Here is a 20,143-nt window from a genome sequence, read left to right as displayed (position 1 = left end):
GTAAATGCCACTGGGTGCTAACCCAACTAAGATGAGGTTGTTTTTTCACAGCCCCTTTTCTTTTGCCTTTTTCAGAAAAACAGATAGTGGGATTGTCCCTCAATCCGGACCCGGTGCATGGACACACCGAAGACGTCCTCGATGGAGGAGTCGGCAAGAACATCCTCCTTTGGTCCGCAGGAGACAATCCGGCGGGCATCGGACATAACGACAAGAAAATCGGCAATCCGGGCGGCCTGGGCCAGGTCGTGCAGGACCATAATGACGGTCTTGCCCTGATCGCGCAGGGAAGCCGCAAGGTCCAGGATCTCCTTCTGCGACCCGGGGTCCAGATAGGTCGTCGGCTCGTCCAGGACGAGGATGGGAGTGGCCTGGGCCAGAACCATGGCGATGAAGACCCTCTGCCGCATGCCGCCGGACAGGGTATCGACATTTTGGTCAGCATAGGAGATCACGCCGCAGGATCTCATAGCCTCATCAACCATCCTTCGGTCCTCCCGGTTGGGCCTGCGGGCAAAGCCCTGGTAGGGGAAGCGTCCGTGTTCGACTAAGACGCGAACCGGGATGCTTGGGATGACGGACCGGACCTGGGGGAGGAAGGCGATTTCCCTGGCCCGCTCCCGCATAGACAGGTCAGACAGAGACCGCCCCCGACAGGTCAGAGAACCGGAAACAAGCTTGGAGAGCCCGTTCAGACATTGGAGCAGGCTGGTCTTGCCACAGCCGTTTGGCCCCAGAAGAACACTGATCTCTCCCTGTGGGAAGGAGAGGGAGAGGTCTCTTATGATGCGTGTGCGGCCGACGGCGATGTCGGCAGAGGTGAATTGGATGATAGGGGGATTCTGCTGTCTATCCAAGGCGGCGGCCTCCTTTCTTCCTGAGCAGGAGATAGAGGAAGAAGGGACCTCCGATGAAGCTCATGATGATGCCGACCGGCAGCTCATAGGGGGCGATCAGGGTCCGGCCGAGAAGGTCGCAGAAGAGGACGTAGATGGCACCCAGAAGGCCGGAGGCGGGGAGGAGAAGGCGATTGTCGCTGTCGAAGATCCGCCTCGCTATATGGGGGACTACCAGGCCAACGAAGGAGATGAGTCCGGCGTAGGAGATGACGGCTCCGGCGAGAAGGGAGGACAGGATCAGGAAGACCAGACGGGTCCGATGGACGTTCATTCCGAGACCTGAGGCGATATCATCCCCGAGAGAGAGGATGTTGAGGCTGTTGGCCAGGAGGACGGTCAGAGTAAAGGCCACAGCGGTCATAAGAAGGGGAAGGCCGAGCTGGCCGTAGGTCATTCCGGAGAGGCTGCCGATCAGGAAGCTGTTGATGTTGATCAGAAGGTCGCTGTCCAAGATCTTGACCAGGTTCATCCCGGCGCCTAAGAAGGCAGAGATGGTGATTCCGGCCAGAATGATAGTGATGCGGGAGGAGTCTGACAGGTAGGCCAGACTGAAGATGAGAAGGGAGGTGATCAGGGCCCCGGCGAAGGCGAAGAAGCCCCTGGTCGCAACAGCCGTCGGGAAGAAGACCATGGAGAGCATGACAGCAAAACCGGCCCCGGAATTAACGCCGATGGTGTTGGGGGAAGCGAGGGCGTTGTTCATGACATTCTGCAGAATGAGACCGGAACCGGACAGGCCCAGGCCTGCCCCCATGCAGGCGAGGGTCCTGGGAATGCGGATCTGGCAAATCAGCGTGTACTCCGTCCCTGACCGGATTCGGCCGGAAAGGACCCCAAGAAGATCCGAGAGGCTGATCCGGACACTGCCCAGGGCAATGGAGGCCAGGCTTGCGCTTAGGAGCAAAAGAAAGAGCACCAAAAACACAGGCGCATAGGTAAGGGACTGTGTTTTGGATGCTCTCATATTTTACCTCGAAACGCTTCGGAGACTTATGCCGGGAGAAAAGGCCGGTCGGATCCGATCAAATGACAGGCTAATCTTACAATAAAAGGAAGTCAGCCGCCATACCGGTCGTAGTGATTGCCGCCCCAGTAGACAGCCTCTGCGACCTCGGCCTTGGGACCCAGGTTGACGCCGTTTAAGATGTATTCCTTGAATTTCTCAAAGCCGGTCCGGTCGACGATGTAGCCGATGTGCTCCTTGTGCTCTACCGCATTGGGGTCAATATACTCCTCGATATAGGCGTAGGCGTTCTTCACCATCTTAAAGATGCTCTCTTCATCGCACCACTTGATAAAGTCTTCCGCCAGACGGGGATTCTTCTTCCCGGTGCGGCCCAGGAGAACCAGGCGGAAGTAGCGCTCCTTGGACCTGGTCCAGGCTCGGGTGGGGCAGTAGTGGACGCAGACGCCGCAGCCCACACATTTGGCGGTGTCACGGACGATCTTATTGTTGACCATGCTGAGGGCTCCGACGGACCGGCGCTGGCAGTAGTCTACGCATTGACCGCAGGAGACGCAGCGGTCGGGGTCGTACTGAGGCTCTGTCATGCCGATGATGCCGAAGTCAGCCAGGCGAACCTTGGCGCAGTCGTTGGAACAGCCGGTGAAGGCGATCTTAACGTGACGGTCATTGGGGAAGATGGTATTCTCCATCTTCTGAGCAAAAGCGGTGGTGTCATAGCAGCCGAAGGGGCAGAGTCTTGCGCCCGGGCAGGCCTCGACATTGCGGGTGCCGGAGGAGGGATAGCCGGTATCGGGGGTCTCCTGGTTGATATGTAGAGAGTCGATGACCAGCTGGATCTCCTTGTTGACAGCGTCCATGTCCTCGAACCGGATGCCGGGGATCTCAATGCCCTGGCGGTTGGTGATGTCGATGACCCCCTTGCCGTATTTCTCAGCGATCTCAACGACCCGTCCCAGGGACTTGGAGTCAATGACTCCGCCGGGAATACGCACGCGGGATGCGGTCTCGCCTCTCACCTTGGAATAGCGGAAGGCGTTCTTCTTCATCTTGCCGACATTTATATCTAAGCTTCCCATCTTGCCCTCCTTAATCCATCATATCCTTGGCCTGGCTGTAGTTGAATACGGGTCCGTCCAGGCAGATATACTTGTCATTGACGCGGCAGTGACCGCATTTCCCGAGCCCGCAGCACATCTTGCGCTCGTAGGATACGGTGATCTGATCATCCCGAAAGCCTCTCTTCTTGAGCTCGATGATGGTGAATTTCATCATGGGAGGGGGGCCGACCACAACTGCCTTGGCGGTGGGAATATCCCGGAGGGGAAGGTCGGCGATGTACTTGGTGACAAGGCCGATATTGCCCTTGTAACCCTGAGGAGCGCCATCGACGGTCAGGGTCAGGTTCAGGGCATCATCCCAGCGCTTCAAGTCATCCCGGAAGAGCATGTCATCCGGGCTTCGGAAGCCGGCAATGACGTATTTATCCTTGGCGTTGTCCATAGAAGATAGTGCGTCAATGACGCCGCGGACGGGGGAGACGCCGGTGCCTCCGGCGACCACGACCGTCTCGCCGCTGCGGTAGAGGTCCACGTCAAATCCATTGCCGTAGGGGCCCCTCAGGAGAAGATTCTGTCCGACATAGGCCTCAAAGACCTCGTTGGTGACGCGGCCGACCCTCCGGATGGTCAGGTCGACATAATTGGAGCCGATCCCGGAGACAGAGATGGGAGCCTCGCCGAATTTGGGGACGGAGACCTCAAAGAACTGTCCGGGCTTGACCGGGCCGGTGAATTCCATGCGGAAGGTGTATTCCTTAGCCGTGTGCTTGATCACCGCGAGAATCCTGGAAGGGAAGGGGAGATACGCGTTCTCAGTCATTTATTGTTCCTCCTTTCCGAGGCAGGAAACCGCATCGGTGACCTTATTCAAGATATTCGAGTAGGAGATGTACTCAGGGCAGGCGTCGTCACAGCGGCCGCAGCCGATGCACATATTTTCGCCGAACCGCTTCTTGTGGTCCGAGATCTTGTGAAGAACCCGGTAGCGCATGCGCTCCCCCTGGCTCTTTCTGTACTCGCCGCCGCCGGCGACATTGGTGAAGCCGTCGACCATGCAGGCGGCGGCAACTCTGCGGCGCTCACCCACCTTGCCGTTCTCATTGTAGAAGATGTCCTGCATGGTATAGCAGGTACAGGTGGGGCAGACATAGTTGCAGCGGCCGCAGCCGATGCAGCGGGCAGAGTACTCGTCCCAGAGGGGGTGCTTCAAGATGGCGTTGGGAACCCGATCGGGTACACGGACGGAGAACTGATTCTCCAGGACATAAGAGGGAACGATATCAGCCGTCTGACCGTCCCGGAAGAAGGAGGCGAAGCTCTCATCGGGGACATCACAGGCGTAGCCGTCTCCATTCGGCTCTACCGAGAAGACATAGCCGTCTTCCGACCGGTTGCTGCCCATGGACACACAAAAGCAGTTCTGATAGGACTGCTTACAGCCGATCAGAACGAATTTGACCAGGTCACGGCGTCTCTTGAAGAACCAGTCGGGGGTCCAGCCGTTGTTCAAGTACATGTCATCCTGGCGCCGGACCGCGTGGAGATCACAGCTGCGCAGGAAGATGAGCACCGGCTTGTCGGGGATATCTGCGGCCTTGACCTGATCCTCCGTGAAGAAGAGAAGGGTCTCGGACAGGGGAGTTAAGAACTCCTTAAATGCGTAGTCGGATTTTCGCTCCAATTCGATCTCAGAGGCTTCGCTTACAAAGTCATAGCGGACGATATCCGTGTCAGTAAAGCGGCCGGTACCTTCCTTGAGAACGGGAGCATAGATAAGATACTGCTCTTTGAGAGCGTCGAGGGTCTTGGCAAAACCATCGGCAGTTAGTTGAAAGCCCACCTGTGTCTCCTTTCGTGAACCGGAAAACAGCAGCAAAGGGCAGTTCTTGCCCCGGGGACCCGCTGTTTTCGTAGCTTAAATAGATGCCGGTATCTGTGCGAGCCGTCGGATTCGGCCCTGTCCCCTTCTCCCATACAGGGGATTTATCAGATACAGTCAAAGTGTAGCACAACCAGTATATCTTCAAAATCAAGATATGTATGTTTTATGTACAACATATGATCCCTTGTTCGATTTCATCCGGAGGAATTGCGCCCGGGAGGAGTTGCGTCAGAAAGGAGATGTCAGCGAAGAACCTGGGTCCTCTTTCGGTACTTCAGAGGTGTGATCTTCTGCCATTTCTTGAAGACGTTTTGAAACTAGGCCTGGGCGGGTCCGCGATTGGCTGGGCTCTTGGGGCAGTCGGCTACAATGCGAAGTTGGAGGTCGCTCCTGCGGCAACGAAGATGGCTATTTACGGATTCTCCATCGTAATCCCCCTGGTCACTCTCATTGTCATGTTCATCCTCCTGTCCAGGTTCGATCTGGAGGCCAGGCTCCCCAAGATGCGTGAGGAGATGGAAGAGCGCAGGAAGGCGCAAGCATAATCGAAGGGGCCTGTCTTCTCAAATAGGACTGGGCAGAAAGAAGGGAAGCGGTTAGAATAAGCACGGAACTTACCGTTTCATTTGGGTCTGCCTATGGGAGAAGAGGTGGCTATGGCCTGGTATCAAAAAGATCGTGCAGAAGTAGAGCGCCTGCTCGCCAGCGGTCCAGAGGGCTTGTCTGAGACAGAGGCGGCCAAGCGGCTGGAGGAGTACGGGCCCAATCTGCTGGAGGAGAACGCCGAGCAGTCGGTCTTTCGGATCTTCCTGGGTCAGTTCGCTGACCTGATGGTGATCATTCTGATTGCGGCAGCCCTGGTCTCTGCCTTTACGGGTGACGCCGAGTCCACCCTGGTCATTCTATCCGTCCTTGTCCTAAACGCTGTCCTGGGCACGATCCAGCAGGTCAAGGCCAGGAAATCTCTGGAGGCTCTTAAGTCCCTGTCCTCGCCCAAGGTCAAGCTGATCCGGGACGGGGTCAAGAGGGAGATCGACTCGTCCCTGCTGGTCCCCGGCGATCTGGTCACCTATGAGGCCGGAGATATGGTGGTGGCCGACGGACGCATTCTCGAGAACTTCTCCCTAAAGGTCAACGAGTCCTCGCTGACCGGGGAGTCCGTCAATGTCGACAAGTCGGATCTTGTCATTGAAGGTCAGGCCGCTCTGGCTGACCGGATCAATATGGTCTATTCCGGAAGCCTGGTCACATACGGCCGGGCTTACGTCATGGTCACGGAGACCGGCATGGAGACAGAGCTGGGCCGGATTGCGGGACTCATGAATGCCACCGGGGACAAGAAGACGCCCCTCCAGCTGTCCATGGATGATTTCTCAGGGAAACTGGCCCTGGCGATCATTCTGATCTGTGCGCTTGTCCTCGGGCTCTGCATCTGGCGGGGGATGGGGCTTGTGAACGCCCTTCTATTCGCCGTGGCCCTGGCGGTCGCGGCGATCCCGGAGGCCCTGTCCTCCATCGTCACGATTGTCCAGGCCATGGGGACCAGGAAGATGGCCAGAGAGCAGGCCATCATCAAGAAACTGGCCGCAGTGGAATCCCTGGGCTGCGTCTCCGTCATCTGCTCCGACAAGACGGGAACTCTGACCCAGAACAGGATGACGGTCCAGGAGATCTATGTGGGCGCCAAGCTCTATCGGGACAAGGAACTGGACGTCAGCAAGCAGCTTCACCGCTATCTCCTCTATGCCGCAGTCCTGGACAACGACTCGTCGATTGTGGACGGAGAGGGAATCGGGGACCCGACGGAGTATGCCCTCCTGTCGATGTACCGAAACATTCAGGGCCTGGACCTGGACGGAGACCGGCTGGCCCTGTCGGACAGCCTGCTCCGCTCCATGGCGGGGCGTCTGGAGGAGATCCCCTTTGACTCAGACCGCAAGCTCATGTCCTCCAAGCACTTGATTCACGGGAAGGAGACCGTCTTCAGCAAGGGAGCGGTGGATGTCCTCTTAGGCCGATGCCCTCGGATTCGCCTGGACGACGGGATTAAGCCCATGACGCAGGAGATGAGGGAGGAGATTCTGGCACAGAACCAGAGATTTTCGGACCGGGGGCTTCGTGTCCTGGCCTTCGCATATAAGGAGAGTGAGGAGGAGCTGAAGCGGGAGAATGAGACGGGATTTATCTTCCTGGGTCTGATTTCCCAGATGGACCCTCCCCGTCCGGAGTCGGTGGAAGCAGTTGCACAGGCCAGGGCAGCGGGCATTCGAACCATTATGATCACCGGGGACCACAAGCTGACGGCAAGCGCCATCGCAAGATCCATCGGAATCTTCCATGAGGGGGACAAGGCCCTGACCGGGCAGGAACTGGACGCCCTGTCTGACCGGGAGCTGGATGCGCAGATTGAGAAGATCAGTGTCTATGCCCGCGTCTCTCCGGAGAACAAGATCCGCATCGTGGATGCCTGGCAGAAGAAGGGCAGGATTGTAGCCATGACCGGTGACGGGGTCAATGACGCTCCGGCCCTCAAGAAGGCGGATATCGGCGTCGCCATGGGTCTGACCGGGACAGAGGTCTCCAAGGACGCGGCCTCCATGATTCTCGCAGATGATAACTTCGCGACCATCATCAAGGCAGTGGCCAATGGCCGCACAGTCTACAACAATATCCGAAATGCTGTCCTCTACCTGCTCTCAGGCAACCTGTCGGCCATCATCGCCGTCCTATACACATCCCTTATGGCCCTGCCCATCCCATTTGCGGCAGTCCAGCTCCTCTTCATCAACCTGGTGACAGACTCCCTGCCGGCCCTGGCCATCGGGATGGAACCATCGGATCCGGATGTCTTAATGAAAAGACCGCGTGATCCCAAGGAAGGGATTATCACGCGGGCTTTTGCTGGTCTTCTGATCGGACAGGGGGCTCTGATCGCGGTCTGCGTCATTGCGGCATACCGGCTTGGCCTGGCTGGCCCCGGGGCAAGCGCCGCCGCCTCCACCATGGCCTTCTCGACCTTGACTTTGGCCAGACTCCTGCACGGTTTCAACTGCAGGAGCCGGCACAGTCTGTTTCGGATCGGCTTCGCCGGGAACCGGTACAGCCTGGGGGCCTTTCTCCTGGGCCTGGTTCTGGTGATCCTGGTCCTCTTCCTGCCGCCCGTCATGCGGATGTTCTCGGTTGTTGCCCTGAACACGCAGCAGTATCTGGCAATCGCGGGCCTGGCCCTCCTTCCGACGCTTCTGATTCAGCTGGTCAAATTCCTCCGGGACAATCTGTCCGCTTCCTCTCAAACTTCGAATAGAAGAGGGCGGTGTTCCGGTTAAAGGAGGCCGTCCAGGAAATTATCTCTCTGGCTCCAGCTGATATTCTCCTGGAGCTTGTTCACCTTGGGATTGGAACAGTGAAATTTGCCGGTTTTCCTGAGGTCCGTGTGGATGACACAGGCGGTGAACTGGTCGGGCGCAAAGTCATCCAGGCCCTCGCCCTTTGGGCTGATGATCTTTCTTGTATTTTCGGGGATAGGATTATAAATATAAAAATAAATTAACAACCAGGAGACAGTGATTCTAAGTTGACATTTTAATTCGTGAATATGTGATGCGGATATAATAAATTGACAAAGTAAAATATTTACTACATAAATCCCGAATCAATTTGCGGCGCACTGGACTCTGTTTTCTGCCGCAGCTGTTCTGTCTTCTGTTCCGATTATGGTTGTTTTTATGGTGTTGCAAAAGTATATTCAGAATGGCCTTTTGGCAGGCGGGGTTAAAGGATAGAATAGTACTTGCAAGTATAGACCTCCCCATGCGGAGGAAGAGAGAAAAGACGTAGTCTTATTCATGGAAGAGGGGACTATGAGAATCGAGAAGATTGTTCTGAATGAGGAGAGGAATGTCAGCCTGACGGCCTATCTGCAGGATGTGGGCGGGGAGTTCGGCTTTCAGGATCGACCTGCGGTCATGGTTATGCCGGGCGGAGCCTATCTGTTCTGTTCTGACCGCGAGGCAGATCCGGTGGCGGCTGCCTTCCTAAGAGGAGGCTATCACAGCTTTGTTCTCCGCTATTCGGTTGGGGAGAACCGGACCTGGCCCAATCCCCTCTGTGACTATGACCAGGCCTATGCCTACATTGCAGATCACGCCGGAGACTGGGGAGTGGACATGAATCGCCTGGCAGTTGCCGGCTTCTCCGCCGGAGGACACCTGGCGGGGGCGGCAGCTACATTGGCGAGACACCGCCCGGCAGCGGCGATCCTGGGTTATGCTGTAGTTACGGACCAGGTCAGAGAGGTCTGTGACGCGTCCGATATGCCGGATGTGACAACTTGTGTTGATCACAAGACGCCGCCCTGCTTTATTTTCTCATCCCGCTCGGATCCAACGGTTAAGATCTCCAACTCCCTCCGGATGATGGAAGCCCTGGATGCGGCGGGAATTACCTTTGAGAGTCACATCTATGCCGGAGGCCCCCACGGATTCAGCACAGGAGAGTATTGGCTTCATACCAGGTCAGACAAATTCTGTGATCGGATTCCCCATTGGGTAGATGATGCGCTTGGCTTCCTGGCTGATGTCATGGGAGAGAACCGGCCCTTCGCCGGCAAGATCGAACCCAGGTACGGCCGTCATATCAATGGGGATTGGGATGCCTATCTGTCCGCGGATTGCACCGTGAAGCGGATCCTGGGGAATCCCCGGGCGGTTGAGGCCATAAAACCCTTGCTTGAGCGGATACGAAGGGAGATGGAGTCTTTTGTCCCGATGATGGCCCCTGAGGATATGCTGCGGGCGGTCGAGGGGATGACTCTGGCGGAACTGCTCGCCGAGAGACAGATCCGCTATCGGGAGGAGGAAGTGAGGGGGCTTCAAGCAATCCCAAATGACAGGGCAGGAGATCTCTCGGACGGATCGGACAGATAGCCAAAAGCGAGGCGGCGCCTCGCTTTTATTAATTCTTCCAATATGAATTGCGGCAAAGTAAACCGCTTCATAAACAGATTGCTTCAATTGATTATTTCTTAAAATGATTACTTCTTAAAGCCACTCCTTTTTCTCAGCAGGGGGTCCAAGATCTTCTTTCGGATCCGCAGGGACTCGGGCGTGACCTCCAGGAGCTCGTCGGTGTCGATGAAGTCGATGGCCTGCTCCAGAGACATGATCTTAGGAGGGGTCAGGGTCAGAGCCTCATCGGCGGAAGACGACCGGGTATTGGTCAGGTGCTTCTTCTTGCAGACATTGAGCTCGATATCCTCAGAGCGGGAGGACTGGCCGATCACCATGCCGGAGTATACCTTCTCACCGGGTCCGATGAAGAGGGTGCCTCTGTCTTGCGCGGCGAAGAGACCGTAAGCGACGGAAATACCTGTCTCAAAGGAGATGAGGGAGCCCGTAGCCCGGTACTCGATGTCGCCCTTGTAGGGTTCGTAGCCGGCGAATTCCGTGTTCAGGATCCCGTTGCCCTTGGTATCTGTCATGAAGTCGCCCCGGTAGCCGATCAGCCCTCTGGAGGGGATCTTGAACTCCAGGCGGGTATAACCGCCCTGGATGGGGTTCATACTGCGAAGCTCTCCCCTGCGGGCGGACAGCTTCTGAATGACAGCTCCCTGGAACTCATCGGGGACATCAATATAGGCGATTTCCATGGGCTCTAACTTCTTGCCCTTCTCGTCCTGCTTATAGAGAACTTCTGCCTTGGAGACGGCAAATTCGAAGCCCTCGCGGCGCATCTCCTCGATCAGGACGGACAGGTGAAGTTCGCCGCGGCCGGATACCTTGAAGGTATCGGCGGAGTCCGTGTCCTCGACCCGGAGGGAGACATCCGTGTTGAGCTCTCGCATGAGACGGTCCCGGATGTGGCGGGAGGTGACATATTTACCCTCCTGTCCGGCCAGGGGAGAGTCATTGACGATGAAGTTCATGGCGATGGTGGGGTCGGAGATCTTCTGGAAGGGAATTGCCTCCGGCTCACCGTCCGTTCCGCAGATGGTGTCTCCGATGTGGAGGTCTGAGATGCCGGAGATAGCCACGATAGAGCCGATCCTGGCCTCCTCGACCTCGACACGGTTGAGACCGTCGAATTCAAAGAGCTTGGTGATGCGGACATTCTGTCTGGCATCCGGATTGTGGTGGTTGACAACAACAGCCGTCTGATTGAGCTTGAGAGAGCCGTTTGAGATCTTGCCGACGCCGATGCGGCCGACGAACTCATTGTAGTCAATGGTGGAGATCAGCATCTGCGCATTGGCGTCCGGGTCTCCGGTGGGAGCCGGGATCTTATCGATGATGGCGTCGAAGAGGGGCGTCATGTCCTTCTTCTCATCATCCAGGTCAGCAATGGCATAGCCCTCCCGCGCAGAGGCGAAGAGGAAGGGAGCATCCAGCTGTTCCTCGGTGGCGTCCAGATCCATGAGGAGTTCCAGGACCTCATCCTCGACCTCAAGAGGACGCGCATCCGGACGGTCCAGCTTATTGACAACAACGACAATGGGAAGCGCAAGAGCCAGGGCCTTGCGCAGGACGAACTTGGTCTGGGGCATGACACCCTCAAAGGCATCGACCAGGAGAATGACGCCGTCGACCATTTTCAGGACGCGCTCCACCTCCCCGCCGAAGTCGGCGTGCCCCGGGGTATCGATGATGTTAATCTTGGTATTCTTATAGGTAACAGCCGTGTTCTTAGAGAGGATGGTGATACCGCGCTCGCGCTCGATATCATTGGAGTCCATGACACGCTCCTGAACCTCCTGGTTCTCGCGGAAGATACCGGATTGCCGTAAGAGCCCGTCGACCAGGGTGGTCTTGCCGTGATCAACATGGGCGATGATGGCTACGTTGCGTATGTCGTCTCTAGACTGAATCATTGTGACCTCTTTCTCTGCCGTAAAATCGACTTTCCTATATTAGCACAATCTATTAAAACTGCAAGAAGCCGGGGGCATATCGCGGCAATTGATTCTTGCAGGGGGCATATGATAGAATTTTCACAAGTTCTATACAGCCGGCTGCAAGTGTCAGCGGAGCTTATACAGAGGCAGAAGGGGTCCGGATATGCCGCAGGGCAGGACCTGATCCGCTTCGACAGGAGCAAATATGCAAGAAGGAAAGATAACCGTCTATTACGGAGAGGGCTACGGTAAGACCTCTGCCGCGATCGGAAACGCGATCAAGGTGGCCTCCACCGGAGGTTCCGCTACGATGATTCAGTTCTTAAAGGGGCAGCTGAGTGAGGACTTCTTCAGCCGCCTGGAACCGGAGATCAAGGTCTTTCGTTTTGAACAGAACATCGAGGGCTATGATGACCTGACCCGCGAGGAGCAGGAAGAGGAGAAGAAGAACTTCGAGAATGCCATCATGTTCGCCAAGAAGGTCCTGACCGTGGATGAATGTGACCTTCTGGTCCTGGATGAGGTACTCGGTGTCATAGAGCGAGGCCTGATTCCGGCAGAGGCCCTGGTGGAGGTCCTCTCGGTCAAGTCTCCCCCGGTCTCCGTCATCCTGACCGGAAATCACCTGCCGGATGCCATTCGGCAGATCGCGGACACGGTCTATGACATTGTGCCAGAGAAACTGCCTGCCGGCAGTTGACACCGGCGGCCCATAGAGAGTATATTGCTAGTGTCGAGCAGGTCTCGGCAGACAACTGAATTCTGTCGAGAGATCGACAGCACAAGGTAGAGGTTGCGCAGATTAAGAGTAGCTGAGTGGATGCGGCAGACGCAGGTGAAGTTCAGTGGAAGGAATCCGTGCCGAAGGGAGCGCTGTTGCGGGCGACTCCCTGGGTGCAGTCTGAAGAAGGCTGCAACTGTCATCTGATAAGATGGGGCGCTATCAGTGATCATTTAGAGGAATGATGACCGGCTGTGCCCCAGCCGGTCTTATTTTATGATCCCTTCCGGGGGCTCGTCCCGGCCGGGGATGAAAGGAGAGCATATGCCTGTTTTCAGAGGAAGCGGAGTCGCCATTGTCACTCCCATGAACGAGGATCAGACGGTCAATTACGCCAAGCTCAAGGAATTGATCAACTACCACATTGATCATGGAACCGACGCGATCATCATCACCGGGACCACCGGTGAGAGCCCGACCCTGTCCGAGGAGGAGCACAAGGAGGTCATCCGGGCGGCAGTTGATTATACCGGGGGCAGGATTCCTGTTGTCGCGGGCACAGGATCCAACTCGACGCTCACAGCCATCCAGCTGACTCAGGCCGCAGAGGAGGCGGGCTGTGACGCTGCTCTTGTCGTGACGCCCTATTACAACAAGGCGACCCAGAAGGGCTTGATCGAGCACTACGAGGCGATCGCGGACGCCACAAGGCTTCCCATCATTGTCTACAACGTGCCGGGCAGGACCGGGACTAATGTCCAGCCCCAGACCATGGCAAAGCTCTTTTGGGAGAGGGACAACATTGTCGGACTCAAGGAGGCAACCGGGAATATGGCGCAGGCCTCAGAGACCATGCGCCTGTGCGACGGGAAGCTGGAGCTCTACTCCGGAGAGGACGGACTGGTTGTCCCCCTGCTCTCGATCGGCGGCGTCGGTGTTATCTCAGTCATCGCAAACATCGCGCCCCAACACACCCACGACATGGTGCAGGCCTTCTTCGATGGGGATGTGAAGCTGGCGGCCAAGATGCAGCTGGAGTCCTTGGACATGGTGAACGCCCTCTTCTGTGAGGTCAACCCCATCCCGGTTAAGACAGCCATGAATATGCTGGGCGCCGACTGCGGTCCCCTGCGGGCCCCCCTGTGCTCGATGGAGCCTGAAAATGCGGCTCGACTCAAGGCTTCTCTCGAGGCCTTCGAGGAGCATATTGATCTGTAAGAGAAGGAGGAAAGAAGCATGGTGAAGGTGATTATGCATGGCTGCAAGGGTCATATGGGAAGAATGATCACAGAGATCATTGAAGAAGACCCTGAGATAGAGATTGTGGCCGGTGTGGACCGCTGTACGGAACCGGAGGACTCCTACCCGGTATTTACGGATATCAGGGATTGTCATGTAGATGCGGATGTCATTATTGATTTCGCAAATGCCTCGGCCGAGGATGCCCTGCTCGATTACTGTGTGGCAGAGCAGATCCCCCTCGTCCTCTGTACGACCGGACTCTCGCAGGCGCAGCTTGACCATGTGAGAGAGGCGGAGAAGGAGGTGGCGGTTCTCAGGTCTGCCAATATGTCCCTGGGAATCAATACGCTGATTGACCTGCTTCACAGGGCCTCGGATGTATTCTGCAGGGCAGGATTTGACGTCGAGATCGTGGAGAAGCATCACAATCGGAAGCTGGATGCACCCTCAGGCACGGCCATCGCCCTGGCGGACGCGGTCAATGAGTCGCAGGAGAATTCCTACCACTATGTCTATGACAGGAGTCAGCAGCGCCGGGCCCGCGATCCGAAGGAGATCGGGATTTCCTCTGTCCGCGGGGGGAATATTGTCGGGGAGCATGAGGTCATCTTCGCGGGCATGGATGAGCTGATCAGCTTCCGCCACACCGCCTACTCCAGGGCCGTCTTCGGCAAGGGGGCGGTTGAGGCAGCCAAATTCTTGGCGGGAAAGCGGGCCGGCCACTATGATATGGCGGACGTGATTGCGGCCGGAAGTTCGTCGCAGCTGTGACGGCCACTTGTCAATTCTCGAATGAATCGGCAAAGAGAGGCTTGCCCCCAGGTGGAATGGGACCATCCGGGGGCAAGCCTCTTTTCTTATAAAAAGTCCCCTATATATGGATTGAGACCGGAATCGTCGGGCCGGGTCAAAAGCGACTCAGATCAGAAGAGGAGTTTTCGCACATCCTCCGCCTGATAGACAACCTGGTTTGGACCCGATTCATCCGTCTCAAGCAGGTAGAGGGCATGAGCGACCAGGTGCTCTGCGGCCTGCTCTAAGTCACGGACTCCGGAGACCTTGGAATAGCGGTCAATGATGGCGTCAATGGCCTCATCCGTGAAGCGGATCTCAGATCGGGACAGTCCCATCCGGTCCATGGTCTTGCGCAGGGAGTAGTCGCGGAAGATGACCTTCTTCTCCGCGGGACTGTAGTCCGGGATGTCGATCTGGGCAAAACGGGTCAGAAGCGGAGCGGAGATGAACTGGCGGTCGTTGGCCGTTGCGATAGGATAGACGCCGGAGGTTGGGATCATGCACTCCATATAGTTGTCCGTGAAGCCGATGTTGTCCAGGAGGGTCAGGAGGGCGTCAGCGGGGTTGCCGCTGTTGGCATTGATTCCGGCCTTATCAAGCTCGTTGATGATGAAAACCAGGTTAGAGGAACCTGCCTGCTGGAAGGCCTCCATGATCTTGCCGGGCTTGGCGTTGGTGTAGACGCGGGGAGACCCGGTCAGAGCCTCTGTGTCCCGGATAGCACTCATATCCAAGGAGGTCCAGGGGAGTTTCAGGATGCGGGCCACGGCGTAAGCGACACGCGACTTGCCGGTTCCCGCGGGCCCGACCAAGAGAAGTCCGTAGGCCGGAAGCGTGTGGGTCCGGTTGATCTGGATGATGGTCTCGATGATCCGCTGCTTGACCGCCTCCATGCCGTAGAGCTCCTCGTCGAGGATCCGCTTGGCCTCTGCCGGATCAATTGGGGGGAAATAGTTGCCCTGCCACTGGACATTGAGCATGATGGAGAGAGCGCGCTGGGCGTGCTTTTGCTCCTCGGTGCTGACGGACTCAGACTTGACCATGGCGATCTGTCGGCGGGACCAGTTCAAGATATTGGAGGGCAGGGCATCTTGGGCGCAGTTGACATAGTCGATGATGGCCGGCATGTCGGTCATCAGCATGGTCTGGTCGGATAAGTCCAGCTCCTCCTCGGTCTCCTTAGGCAGAGTTTCCTTGGGATTGGAGGCCAGCATGCGGCGGATGACCAGTTGGAGGAAGTCATTATTGGCCGTCTGCAGGATGCTGTTGGCATTCAGGTCGACGGCGGTGATCTTGTAGACCGCATAGCCGCTGACATGGGTCAGACCGTGGCGGTCACGGAGCGGATCGGTCCGGGAGGCATCGAAGTGGCGGCCGGACAGCTTGACTGCGATGTGGCAGCCGCCCAGCCAGGAGAGCAAATGGACAAAGCGGCGGTCCAGCTGGAGGATCTTGACAGAGGTCGCAGAGCCCTGGTAGATGAATTCGAAGGCCGTCTGCCGGGCGGGATCCGTGAAGGCTCCGACCTGGTGATGGGGGATCCGGTTCATAGGGTCGGAGAGGATCATAAGGGGATGCCTCTCATCCGCCTGACGATTGGTCTGGAAGAGCAGTTGCCAGGAGGCTTCCAGCCCGGGATGGTCTGCCTTCGGACCAGGGGGGAGGGTCGGCAGCTTGGAAATCCCATCCATCTTGCTTACAGGGGAGGTCGCGGGACTTGCTCCGGCTTGATCCGGGGGGAGGGAGGCCGCCGGATCGATATTGGCTCCGGTCAAGGCTGCGCCGGCCTTCCTGTCATTTCCGCCGGCAGTGGAAGATTGGATTTCCTGCGTCAGGGCATCCAGGAGGTCGTCGGCCTTTTTGTCGGCTGACCGAAGCGCCTCCTTGCCGGCCCCGATGATATCAGAGGTCTTGTCGATCAGACCCTTCTTGAAGTCATTTACGGCCGCATCAGGATCTTTTTGGTCCTCGATCTCCGGCTGATCATAGCCCCCGTTCAGCCAGTGGGCGATGGCGGATCGGGTCGGCTTATGACCTCTTGCGCCGGCCTCCCAGGTCCGGTCGAGCGCCCGCAGCTCCTTCTCCTGGTCGCTGTTGATGCTATCGGCGGGCACAATGACGCCCAGTCCCTTGTAAGTACTCAGGACGGAGTCGATTTCCGCATCGGTCACAGACCCACGATCGCCTACAAGATTATCCCAGAAAGCGCGGATTTCATCCTTTCCGGCATCATCCAGGAAATCGCTGAAGCGCAGGCCGTCCTGCTCTAATATCATGTCAAAGAGATTGCTCATAGCCGTCCTCCAAATCTGCCTCTCATCATAGCAGATCGCGCAGTGGATTTCGTGAGCAAAAAGGACAAATGCCCATTTGCTGAGAAGGACCTGTCGAAACTTTTGCCTTTACTTCTTGAGATAATCTTTATACTAAGATGATATATTGCCATAAGATAAGACCTCCTTTCGTTTTTCTGATACTTTGATGTGGCGATGGATAAGACTTCCCCAAAAAATCGGATAGCTTTTATCCGATTTCTTTTGGGAAGTACACAAGGGGTAGGAAATTTATTTCCGTAGGGGAGTGTAGCTCCCCTGTATCAGCGTTAGCTGATATGCCCTCTGCTAAGAGCCTTCGGAGAACGCACACACCCTTTAGGGTGTATAAGTGCACCCTTGTAAACAAGGGACTATTCCTCGATGTCCGTTACTTTCTCTTGTGTTTCTGTATTTTGATTTTCGCTTTGTCCTCGCTTCCCTATGATTTTTAGAATTTTTCGATTGACTTCTTCTTTGATGTTTGGGAATGTGATGAGCTGATAGAATTCATCTTTGGTAAAATTCTTACTCTCGGTAAAGATACTTTCAAAGCCTGCTCCTTTTTTATAAAGCCGTCTATCTCTTTTCTTTCGTTCTTCCTGTTTCTGCTGACTGATGAGCTTTTTTCTTTTGTTTTGTAACTGCTTGATTTCTTCTTCTGCCATTAAAATTTTTTCGTCTATATTTTTCATTTTCTGTTTTCCTTTCTTTCTGTTTTCAGGCAAAGAAAAAACAGTAAACCATTTTTGATTTACTGTTTCTCATAAATTGTTTCTTACCTGACTGTTATCTTGCTTCACTAACATACTTTTGAATTGAATTGCAAGCATATTCAGCTGTTCCAACTCCAAATCTATCTATATTACTTTTGAATTCAGGGTTTTCTTTATATCCATAACCTATACCTGAAAATGCTTCTATTGAACAATCAAAAGAATACTGACGGATGTATTCATGTAAACTCTTTGCAAGCTCAACATTTTCTTTTGATGTTGCTTCAACTCCTTTAGCCATATTTTCTGCAAATGAAGTGAATATTTGATTTAGCTTTTCTGTAAATTCTACTTCTTTTCCCTTTAGAGTTTTCATAGATTTTTCAATTACATCTTTTCCATACTTATCAATTGCCATTTCTTCATACTTCTGATTGTCTTGATAAACAAATCCACTAAATTTTTCTTTTGTTGACATAGTAATTTTCCTTTCTTCATAATCAATAGTTTTTTGTAATGTTTCCATCAATGTTAAGAGCTTCTCTTTTTCCTTTTGCATTAAGTTCAATTGTCTTTTCAAGTGAGTTAATATTTCGGTATTATCTTTTTCTATTAGTGATTTAATCTTTTTTAATGGAAACCCCAAATATTTGTAAAATAGTATTGTTTGTAAACATGCCATATCTTCTTCTGTATAATACCTATATCCATTCTCTGATTTTTGGGGAGACAGCAAACCAATCTTATCATAATGATGTAACATTCTTACTGACACACCACTAATCTCACTTGCTTTTTTTATCATGTACATGTACCTACCTCCTAACAATTTATATTCTAAACTATGACATTATGTTATAGTCAATATTTTTTTTAGAAATATTTTTATTTTATTTTTCTTGCTTAGAATGTATTACCTTAAACAGTTTATCTTGAAATGTTTCCTTGCTGTTTTTGTCAAAATATATCTCCGTTACAAAGGTCTTGCCCTTTATATTTTTTGTTAGAATACCGTCGGGCTTTCGGTGTCGGGGTTGTTCTTCTATCTGTTTTTCTTTGATGTCTGTTTTCTCACTTTCTGCCATTCAGTTCCTCCTTTCGACTTGCACAAAAAAAGATTTCCTGTGATTAGGAAACCTCTTTTTGTATTGGTTGATATTTGATTTTAGGTTGTTGCTTGTAGCTTCTTTCTTGCTCTGTATTCTCGTGCTTTTATCCGTTCATACTCTCTCAACTTTTCAAGATTTTTAGCTTGGTATTCTTTGGAATATGCCCTGTGATATGCTCTTGATTTTTCTTATAATGGGTCAGTTTTCAAGACAAAAATCCGAGATTTTTATAATGAACTGATATCCATAGTTATGAGAGTATTGATACCCTGAGTTACGGATGTTCAAGCTATATTCCTGGCTTCCTCATAAAGCATTGCCGGGTAATACACAGAAGCCATAGATTTTTATCATCAGCTAAAGGGCGCTGTCCTCGACGCTGTGGACGAAGGACTGATTCCGCGTGATCCCACCAGGAAGGTGATTATTAAGGGGAGAGCCCCTTCACAGAAGAAGATCAAATTCTTGAATCGGTCAACGGCATTCTGGAGAGGCGCTGCAAGAAGGCGGGGATTCCGGTGATTTCAGTCCACGGGCTTCGCCATATACATGCCTCTATTCTCCTGTATGCCGGGGTCTCCATTGCAAGTGTGGCCAGAAGATTGGGACATGCCAATATGACAACAACGCAGAAGACCTATCTCCATGTCATTCAGGAATTAGAAAATCAGGATATCGGTCTTGTCATGAGGTTGCTGTCGAATTTGATATAAGGAAGCGGGAAAATGCCGGCGAGGGACTTACATTTTTCGAGAGAGGAGGTTATAATGTCTTCAGTTAGCAATGACTAACAATGAAGACGTCCACAGAATGGAGGAAGGAAAATGAGCAAGGTTGCAATTGTGTACTGGTCTGGCACAGGGAATACGGAGGCCATGGCCAAGGCGGTCTCAGAGGGCGTGCAGAAGGCAGGCGGCCAGGCAGACCTGATCGCAGCGGCAGATTTTAACTCTGCGCAGATCGCTTCTTATGATGCTTTCGCCTTCGGCTGCCCCTCAATGGGAGCTGAGGTCTTGGAGGAGACTGAGTTCCAGCCCATGTGGGATGAGGTCAAGGACTCTCTCGGCGCCAAGAAGGTGGCCCTCTTCGGCTCCTGGGGCTGGGGCGGCGGCATCTGGATGGACGACTGGAAGGCCGATGCAGAGGGAGCCGGCATCAGCCTGGCCTGTGATCCGGTCATCTGCAACGATGCTCCGGACGATGAAGCGGTTGAGGCCTGCAAGGACCTGGGCGCAGCTCTGGTGTAAGCTGAAGCCCAAAGAAACCGGATGAAGCCGAATCGAATCTTAAAATTGTTACAGGCCATACAAAGCCAGGAAGAATCCCCCGGGGCATAAGAGCTCCGGGGGATTCTCTCGTGGTGCGCCCGGCGGCGCACGTTTCTAACCGGTGCAAGTCCGGAATCCGCCCGGTAGTGGGAAGGATATAGCCGAAGGCAAGGGTGTCCGCCGTGAGGTGGAATCTGAAGGAAGCCGGATTCTGGGAACCTACTAACCCGAGGGCAAACCTCTGGCCTGACGAACAGAAATCTCATATAAGGTTGTCGCTGAGGG

The 20,143-nt window shown here is 54.4% G+C and carries 18 protein-coding genes, 2 pseudogenes and 1 riboswitch; of the genes and pseudogenes, 8 read left to right on the top strand and 12 right to left on the bottom strand.

Going from position 1 to position 20,143, the window contains the following annotated elements:
- Positions 1 to 71 precede the first annotated feature (71 nt).
- The 5 genes from ACO5R6_RS03580 to asrA all read right to left on the bottom strand — a co-directional run bounded on the left by ACO5R6_RS03580 (position 72) and on the right by asrA (position 4,764).
- Positions 72 to 857, bottom strand: a complete 786-nt coding sequence (locus ACO5R6_RS03580) for an ABC transporter ATP-binding protein (protein WP_485625818.1) — start codon at positions 855 to 857, stop codon at positions 72 to 74.
- The gene (locus tag ACO5R6_RS03575; RefSeq protein ID WP_485625817.1) at positions 850 to 1,863 is read right to left on the bottom strand and encodes a FecCD family ABC transporter permease; all 1,014 of its coding nucleotides are present in this window, start codon (positions 1,861 to 1,863) and stop codon (positions 850 to 852) included. Before ACO5R6_RS03575 ends, ACO5R6_RS03580 begins: the two co-directional genes overlap by 8 nt.
- Positions 1,864 to 1,955: 92 nt before the next feature.
- Positions 1,956 to 2,942 carry a sulfite reductase subunit C gene (asrC, locus tag ACO5R6_RS03570; protein WP_485625816.1) on the bottom strand — a complete coding sequence of 329 codons (987 nt, stop codon included), beginning with the start codon at positions 2,940 to 2,942 and terminating at the stop codon, positions 1,956 to 1,958.
- Positions 2,943 to 2,952: 10 nt separating this feature from the next.
- The gene (asrB, locus tag ACO5R6_RS03565; RefSeq protein WP_485625815.1) at positions 2,953 to 3,744 is read right to left on the bottom strand and encodes an anaerobic sulfite reductase subunit AsrB; all 792 of its coding nucleotides are present in this window, start codon (positions 3,742 to 3,744) and stop codon (positions 2,953 to 2,955) included.
- Complete coding sequence (gene asrA / locus ACO5R6_RS03560) at positions 3,745 to 4,764, bottom strand: anaerobic sulfite reductase subunit AsrA (RefSeq protein WP_485625814.1); 1,020 nt, start codon at positions 4,762 to 4,764, stop codon at positions 3,745 to 3,747.
- A gap of 353 nt (positions 4,765 to 5,117) precedes the next feature.
- Here asrA and ACO5R6_RS03555 point away from each other — a divergent pair, with 353 nt between their 5' ends.
- Both ACO5R6_RS03555 and ACO5R6_RS03550 read left to right on the top strand, forming a co-directional pair.
- Positions 5,118 to 5,351 carry an MFS transporter gene (locus ACO5R6_RS03555; protein WP_485625813.1) on the top strand — a complete coding sequence of 78 codons (234 nt, stop codon included), beginning with the start codon at positions 5,118 to 5,120 and terminating at the stop codon, positions 5,349 to 5,351.
- A 111-nt stretch (positions 5,352 to 5,462) separates the two neighbouring features.
- The gene (locus ACO5R6_RS03550) at positions 5,463 to 8,132 is read left to right on the top strand and encodes a cation-translocating P-type ATPase (protein WP_485625812.1); all 2,670 of its coding nucleotides are present in this window, start codon (positions 5,463 to 5,465) and stop codon (positions 8,130 to 8,132) included.
- Here the strand turns inward: ACO5R6_RS03550 and ACO5R6_RS03545 are convergent.
- Entirely contained in the window at positions 8,129 to 8,359 is a 231-nt protein-coding gene (locus ACO5R6_RS03545) for an alpha-L-rhamnosidase-related protein (protein ID WP_485625811.1), read from the bottom strand. The genes ACO5R6_RS03550 and ACO5R6_RS03545 overlap by 4 nt on opposite strands.
- 307 nt (positions 8,360 to 8,666) lie before the next feature.
- Here ACO5R6_RS03545 and ACO5R6_RS03540 point away from each other — a divergent pair, with 307 nt between their 5' ends.
- On the top strand, positions 8,667 to 9,731 hold the full coding sequence (locus tag ACO5R6_RS03540) for an alpha/beta hydrolase (protein ID WP_485625810.1): 1,065 nt from the start codon (positions 8,667 to 8,669) through the stop codon (positions 9,729 to 9,731).
- A 107-nt stretch (positions 9,732 to 9,838) separates the two neighbouring features.
- Here ACO5R6_RS03540 and typA read toward each other — a convergent pair whose 3' ends face one another.
- Positions 9,839 to 11,671 (bottom strand): translational GTPase TypA, encoded by a 1,833-nt coding sequence (gene typA / locus ACO5R6_RS03535; RefSeq protein WP_485625809.1) that lies wholly within the window; start codon positions 11,669 to 11,671, stop codon positions 9,839 to 9,841.
- 229 nt (positions 11,672 to 11,900) lie between these two features.
- On the opposite strand from typA, the gene ACO5R6_RS03530 reads away from it, so the two are divergent.
- From ACO5R6_RS03530 to dapB, 3 genes are all read left to right on the top strand, one after another.
- Complete coding sequence (locus tag ACO5R6_RS03530; RefSeq protein WP_485625808.1) at positions 11,901 to 12,395, top strand: cob(I)yrinic acid a,c-diamide adenosyltransferase; 495 nt, start codon at positions 11,901 to 11,903, stop codon at positions 12,393 to 12,395.
- Between the two features lie 79 nt (positions 12,396 to 12,474).
- A riboswitch (Lysine riboswitch) is annotated at positions 12,475 to 12,646 on the top strand.
- Positions 12,647 to 12,740: 94 nt separating this feature from the next.
- Positions 12,741 to 13,634, top strand: a complete 894-nt coding sequence (gene dapA / locus ACO5R6_RS03525; protein WP_485625807.1) for a 4-hydroxy-tetrahydrodipicolinate synthase — start codon at positions 12,741 to 12,743, stop codon at positions 13,632 to 13,634.
- An 18-nt stretch (positions 13,635 to 13,652) separates the two neighbouring features.
- Positions 13,653 to 14,429, top strand: a complete 777-nt coding sequence (gene dapB / locus ACO5R6_RS03520; protein ID WP_485625806.1) for a 4-hydroxy-tetrahydrodipicolinate reductase — start codon at positions 13,653 to 13,655, stop codon at positions 14,427 to 14,429.
- 152 nt (positions 14,430 to 14,581) lie between these two features.
- On the opposite strand, the gene ACO5R6_RS03515 is transcribed toward dapB, so the two are convergent.
- The 5 genes and pseudogenes from ACO5R6_RS03515 to ACO5R6_RS03495 form a co-directional block, all read right to left on the bottom strand.
- Entirely contained in the window at positions 14,582 to 16,144 is a 1,563-nt protein-coding gene (locus ACO5R6_RS03515) for an AAA family ATPase (RefSeq protein ID WP_485625820.1), read from the bottom strand.
- Positions 16,145 to 17,139: 995 nt separating this feature from the next.
- A complete protein-coding gene (locus tag ACO5R6_RS03510) occupies positions 17,140 to 17,460 on the bottom strand; it encodes a DUF3847 domain-containing protein (protein WP_485625805.1) in 321 nt (106 codons plus the stop codon).
- 94 nt (positions 17,461 to 17,554) lie between these two features.
- Positions 17,555 to 18,292, bottom strand: coding sequence for a MerR family transcriptional regulator (locus tag ACO5R6_RS03505; protein ID WP_485625804.1), 738 nt, complete (start codon positions 18,290 to 18,292; stop codon positions 17,555 to 17,557).
- A gap of 79 nt (positions 18,293 to 18,371) precedes the next feature.
- A complete protein-coding gene (locus tag ACO5R6_RS03500; RefSeq protein WP_485625803.1) occupies positions 18,372 to 18,566 on the bottom strand; it encodes a transposon-encoded TnpW family protein in 195 nt (64 codons plus the stop codon).
- A gap of 80 nt (positions 18,567 to 18,646) precedes the next feature.
- Positions 18,647 to 18,778, bottom strand: a pseudogene (locus tag ACO5R6_RS03495) (DUF4368 domain-containing protein); the annotation flags it as partial.
- A 151-nt stretch (positions 18,779 to 18,929) separates the two neighbouring features.
- On the opposite strand from ACO5R6_RS03495, the pseudogene ACO5R6_RS03490 reads away from it, so the two are divergent.
- Together ACO5R6_RS03490 and ACO5R6_RS03485 are read left to right on the top strand one after the other, a co-directional pair.
- Positions 18,930 to 19,303, top strand: a pseudogene (locus tag ACO5R6_RS03490) (tyrosine-type recombinase/integrase); the annotation flags it as partial.
- A gap of 111 nt (positions 19,304 to 19,414) precedes the next feature.
- Entirely contained in the window at positions 19,415 to 19,837 is a 423-nt protein-coding gene (locus tag ACO5R6_RS03485) for a flavodoxin (RefSeq protein WP_485625802.1), read from the top strand.
- Positions 19,838 to 20,143: the final 306 nt, after the last annotated feature.

This window comes from Shuttleworthella sp., from assembly GCF_057251025.1.
Note: the sequence above shows the minus strand (reverse complement) of the source record. Positions and strands in the feature narration are given on the sequence as shown.

Bases quoted from the DNA above. Each gene is read 5' to 3' on its own strand.
- ACO5R6_RS03530 (WP_485625808.1), top strand. From the start codon at position 11,901: ATGCAAGAAGGAAAGATAACCGTCTATTACGGAGAGGGCTACGGTAAG.
- ACO5R6_RS03485 (WP_485625802.1), top strand. From the start codon at position 19,415: ATGAGCAAGGTTGCAATTGTGTACTGGTCTGGCACAGGGAATACGGAG.
- dapB (WP_485625806.1), top strand. From the start codon at position 13,653: ATGGTGAAGGTGATTATGCATGGCTGCAAGGGTCATATGGGAAGAATG.
- typA (WP_485625809.1), bottom strand. From the start codon at position 11,671: ATGATTCAGTCTAGAGACGACATACGCAACGTAGCCATCATCGCCCAT.
- asrC (WP_485625816.1), bottom strand. From the start codon at position 2,942: ATGGGAAGCTTAGATATAAATGTCGGCAAGATGAAGAAGAACGCCTTC.
- ACO5R6_RS03540 (WP_485625810.1), top strand. From the start codon at position 8,667: ATGAGAATCGAGAAGATTGTTCTGAATGAGGAGAGGAATGTCAGCCTG.
- ACO5R6_RS03500 (WP_485625803.1), bottom strand. From the start codon at position 18,566: ATGGCAGAAAGTGAGAAAACAGACATCAAAGAAAAACAGATAGAAGAA.
- ACO5R6_RS03515 (WP_485625820.1), bottom strand. From the start codon at position 16,144: ATGGATGGGATTTCCAAGCTGCCGACCCTCCCCCCTGGTCCGAAGGCA.
- ACO5R6_RS03575 (WP_485625817.1), bottom strand. From the start codon at position 1,863: ATGAGAGCATCCAAAACACAGTCCCTTACCTATGCGCCTGTGTTTTTG.
- ACO5R6_RS03510 (WP_485625805.1), bottom strand. From the start codon at position 17,460: ATGAAAAATATAGACGAAAAAATTTTAATGGCAGAAGAAGAAATCAAG.
- asrB (WP_485625815.1), bottom strand. From the start codon at position 3,744: ATGACTGAGAACGCGTATCTCCCCTTCCCTTCCAGGATTCTCGCGGTG.
- dapA (WP_485625807.1), top strand. From the start codon at position 12,741: ATGCCTGTTTTCAGAGGAAGCGGAGTCGCCATTGTCACTCCCATGAAC.
- ACO5R6_RS03505 (WP_485625804.1), bottom strand. From the start codon at position 18,292: ATGTACATGATAAAAAAAGCAAGTGAGATTAGTGGTGTGTCAGTAAGA.
- ACO5R6_RS03550 (WP_485625812.1), top strand. From the start codon at position 5,463: ATGGCCTGGTATCAAAAAGATCGTGCAGAAGTAGAGCGCCTGCTCGCC.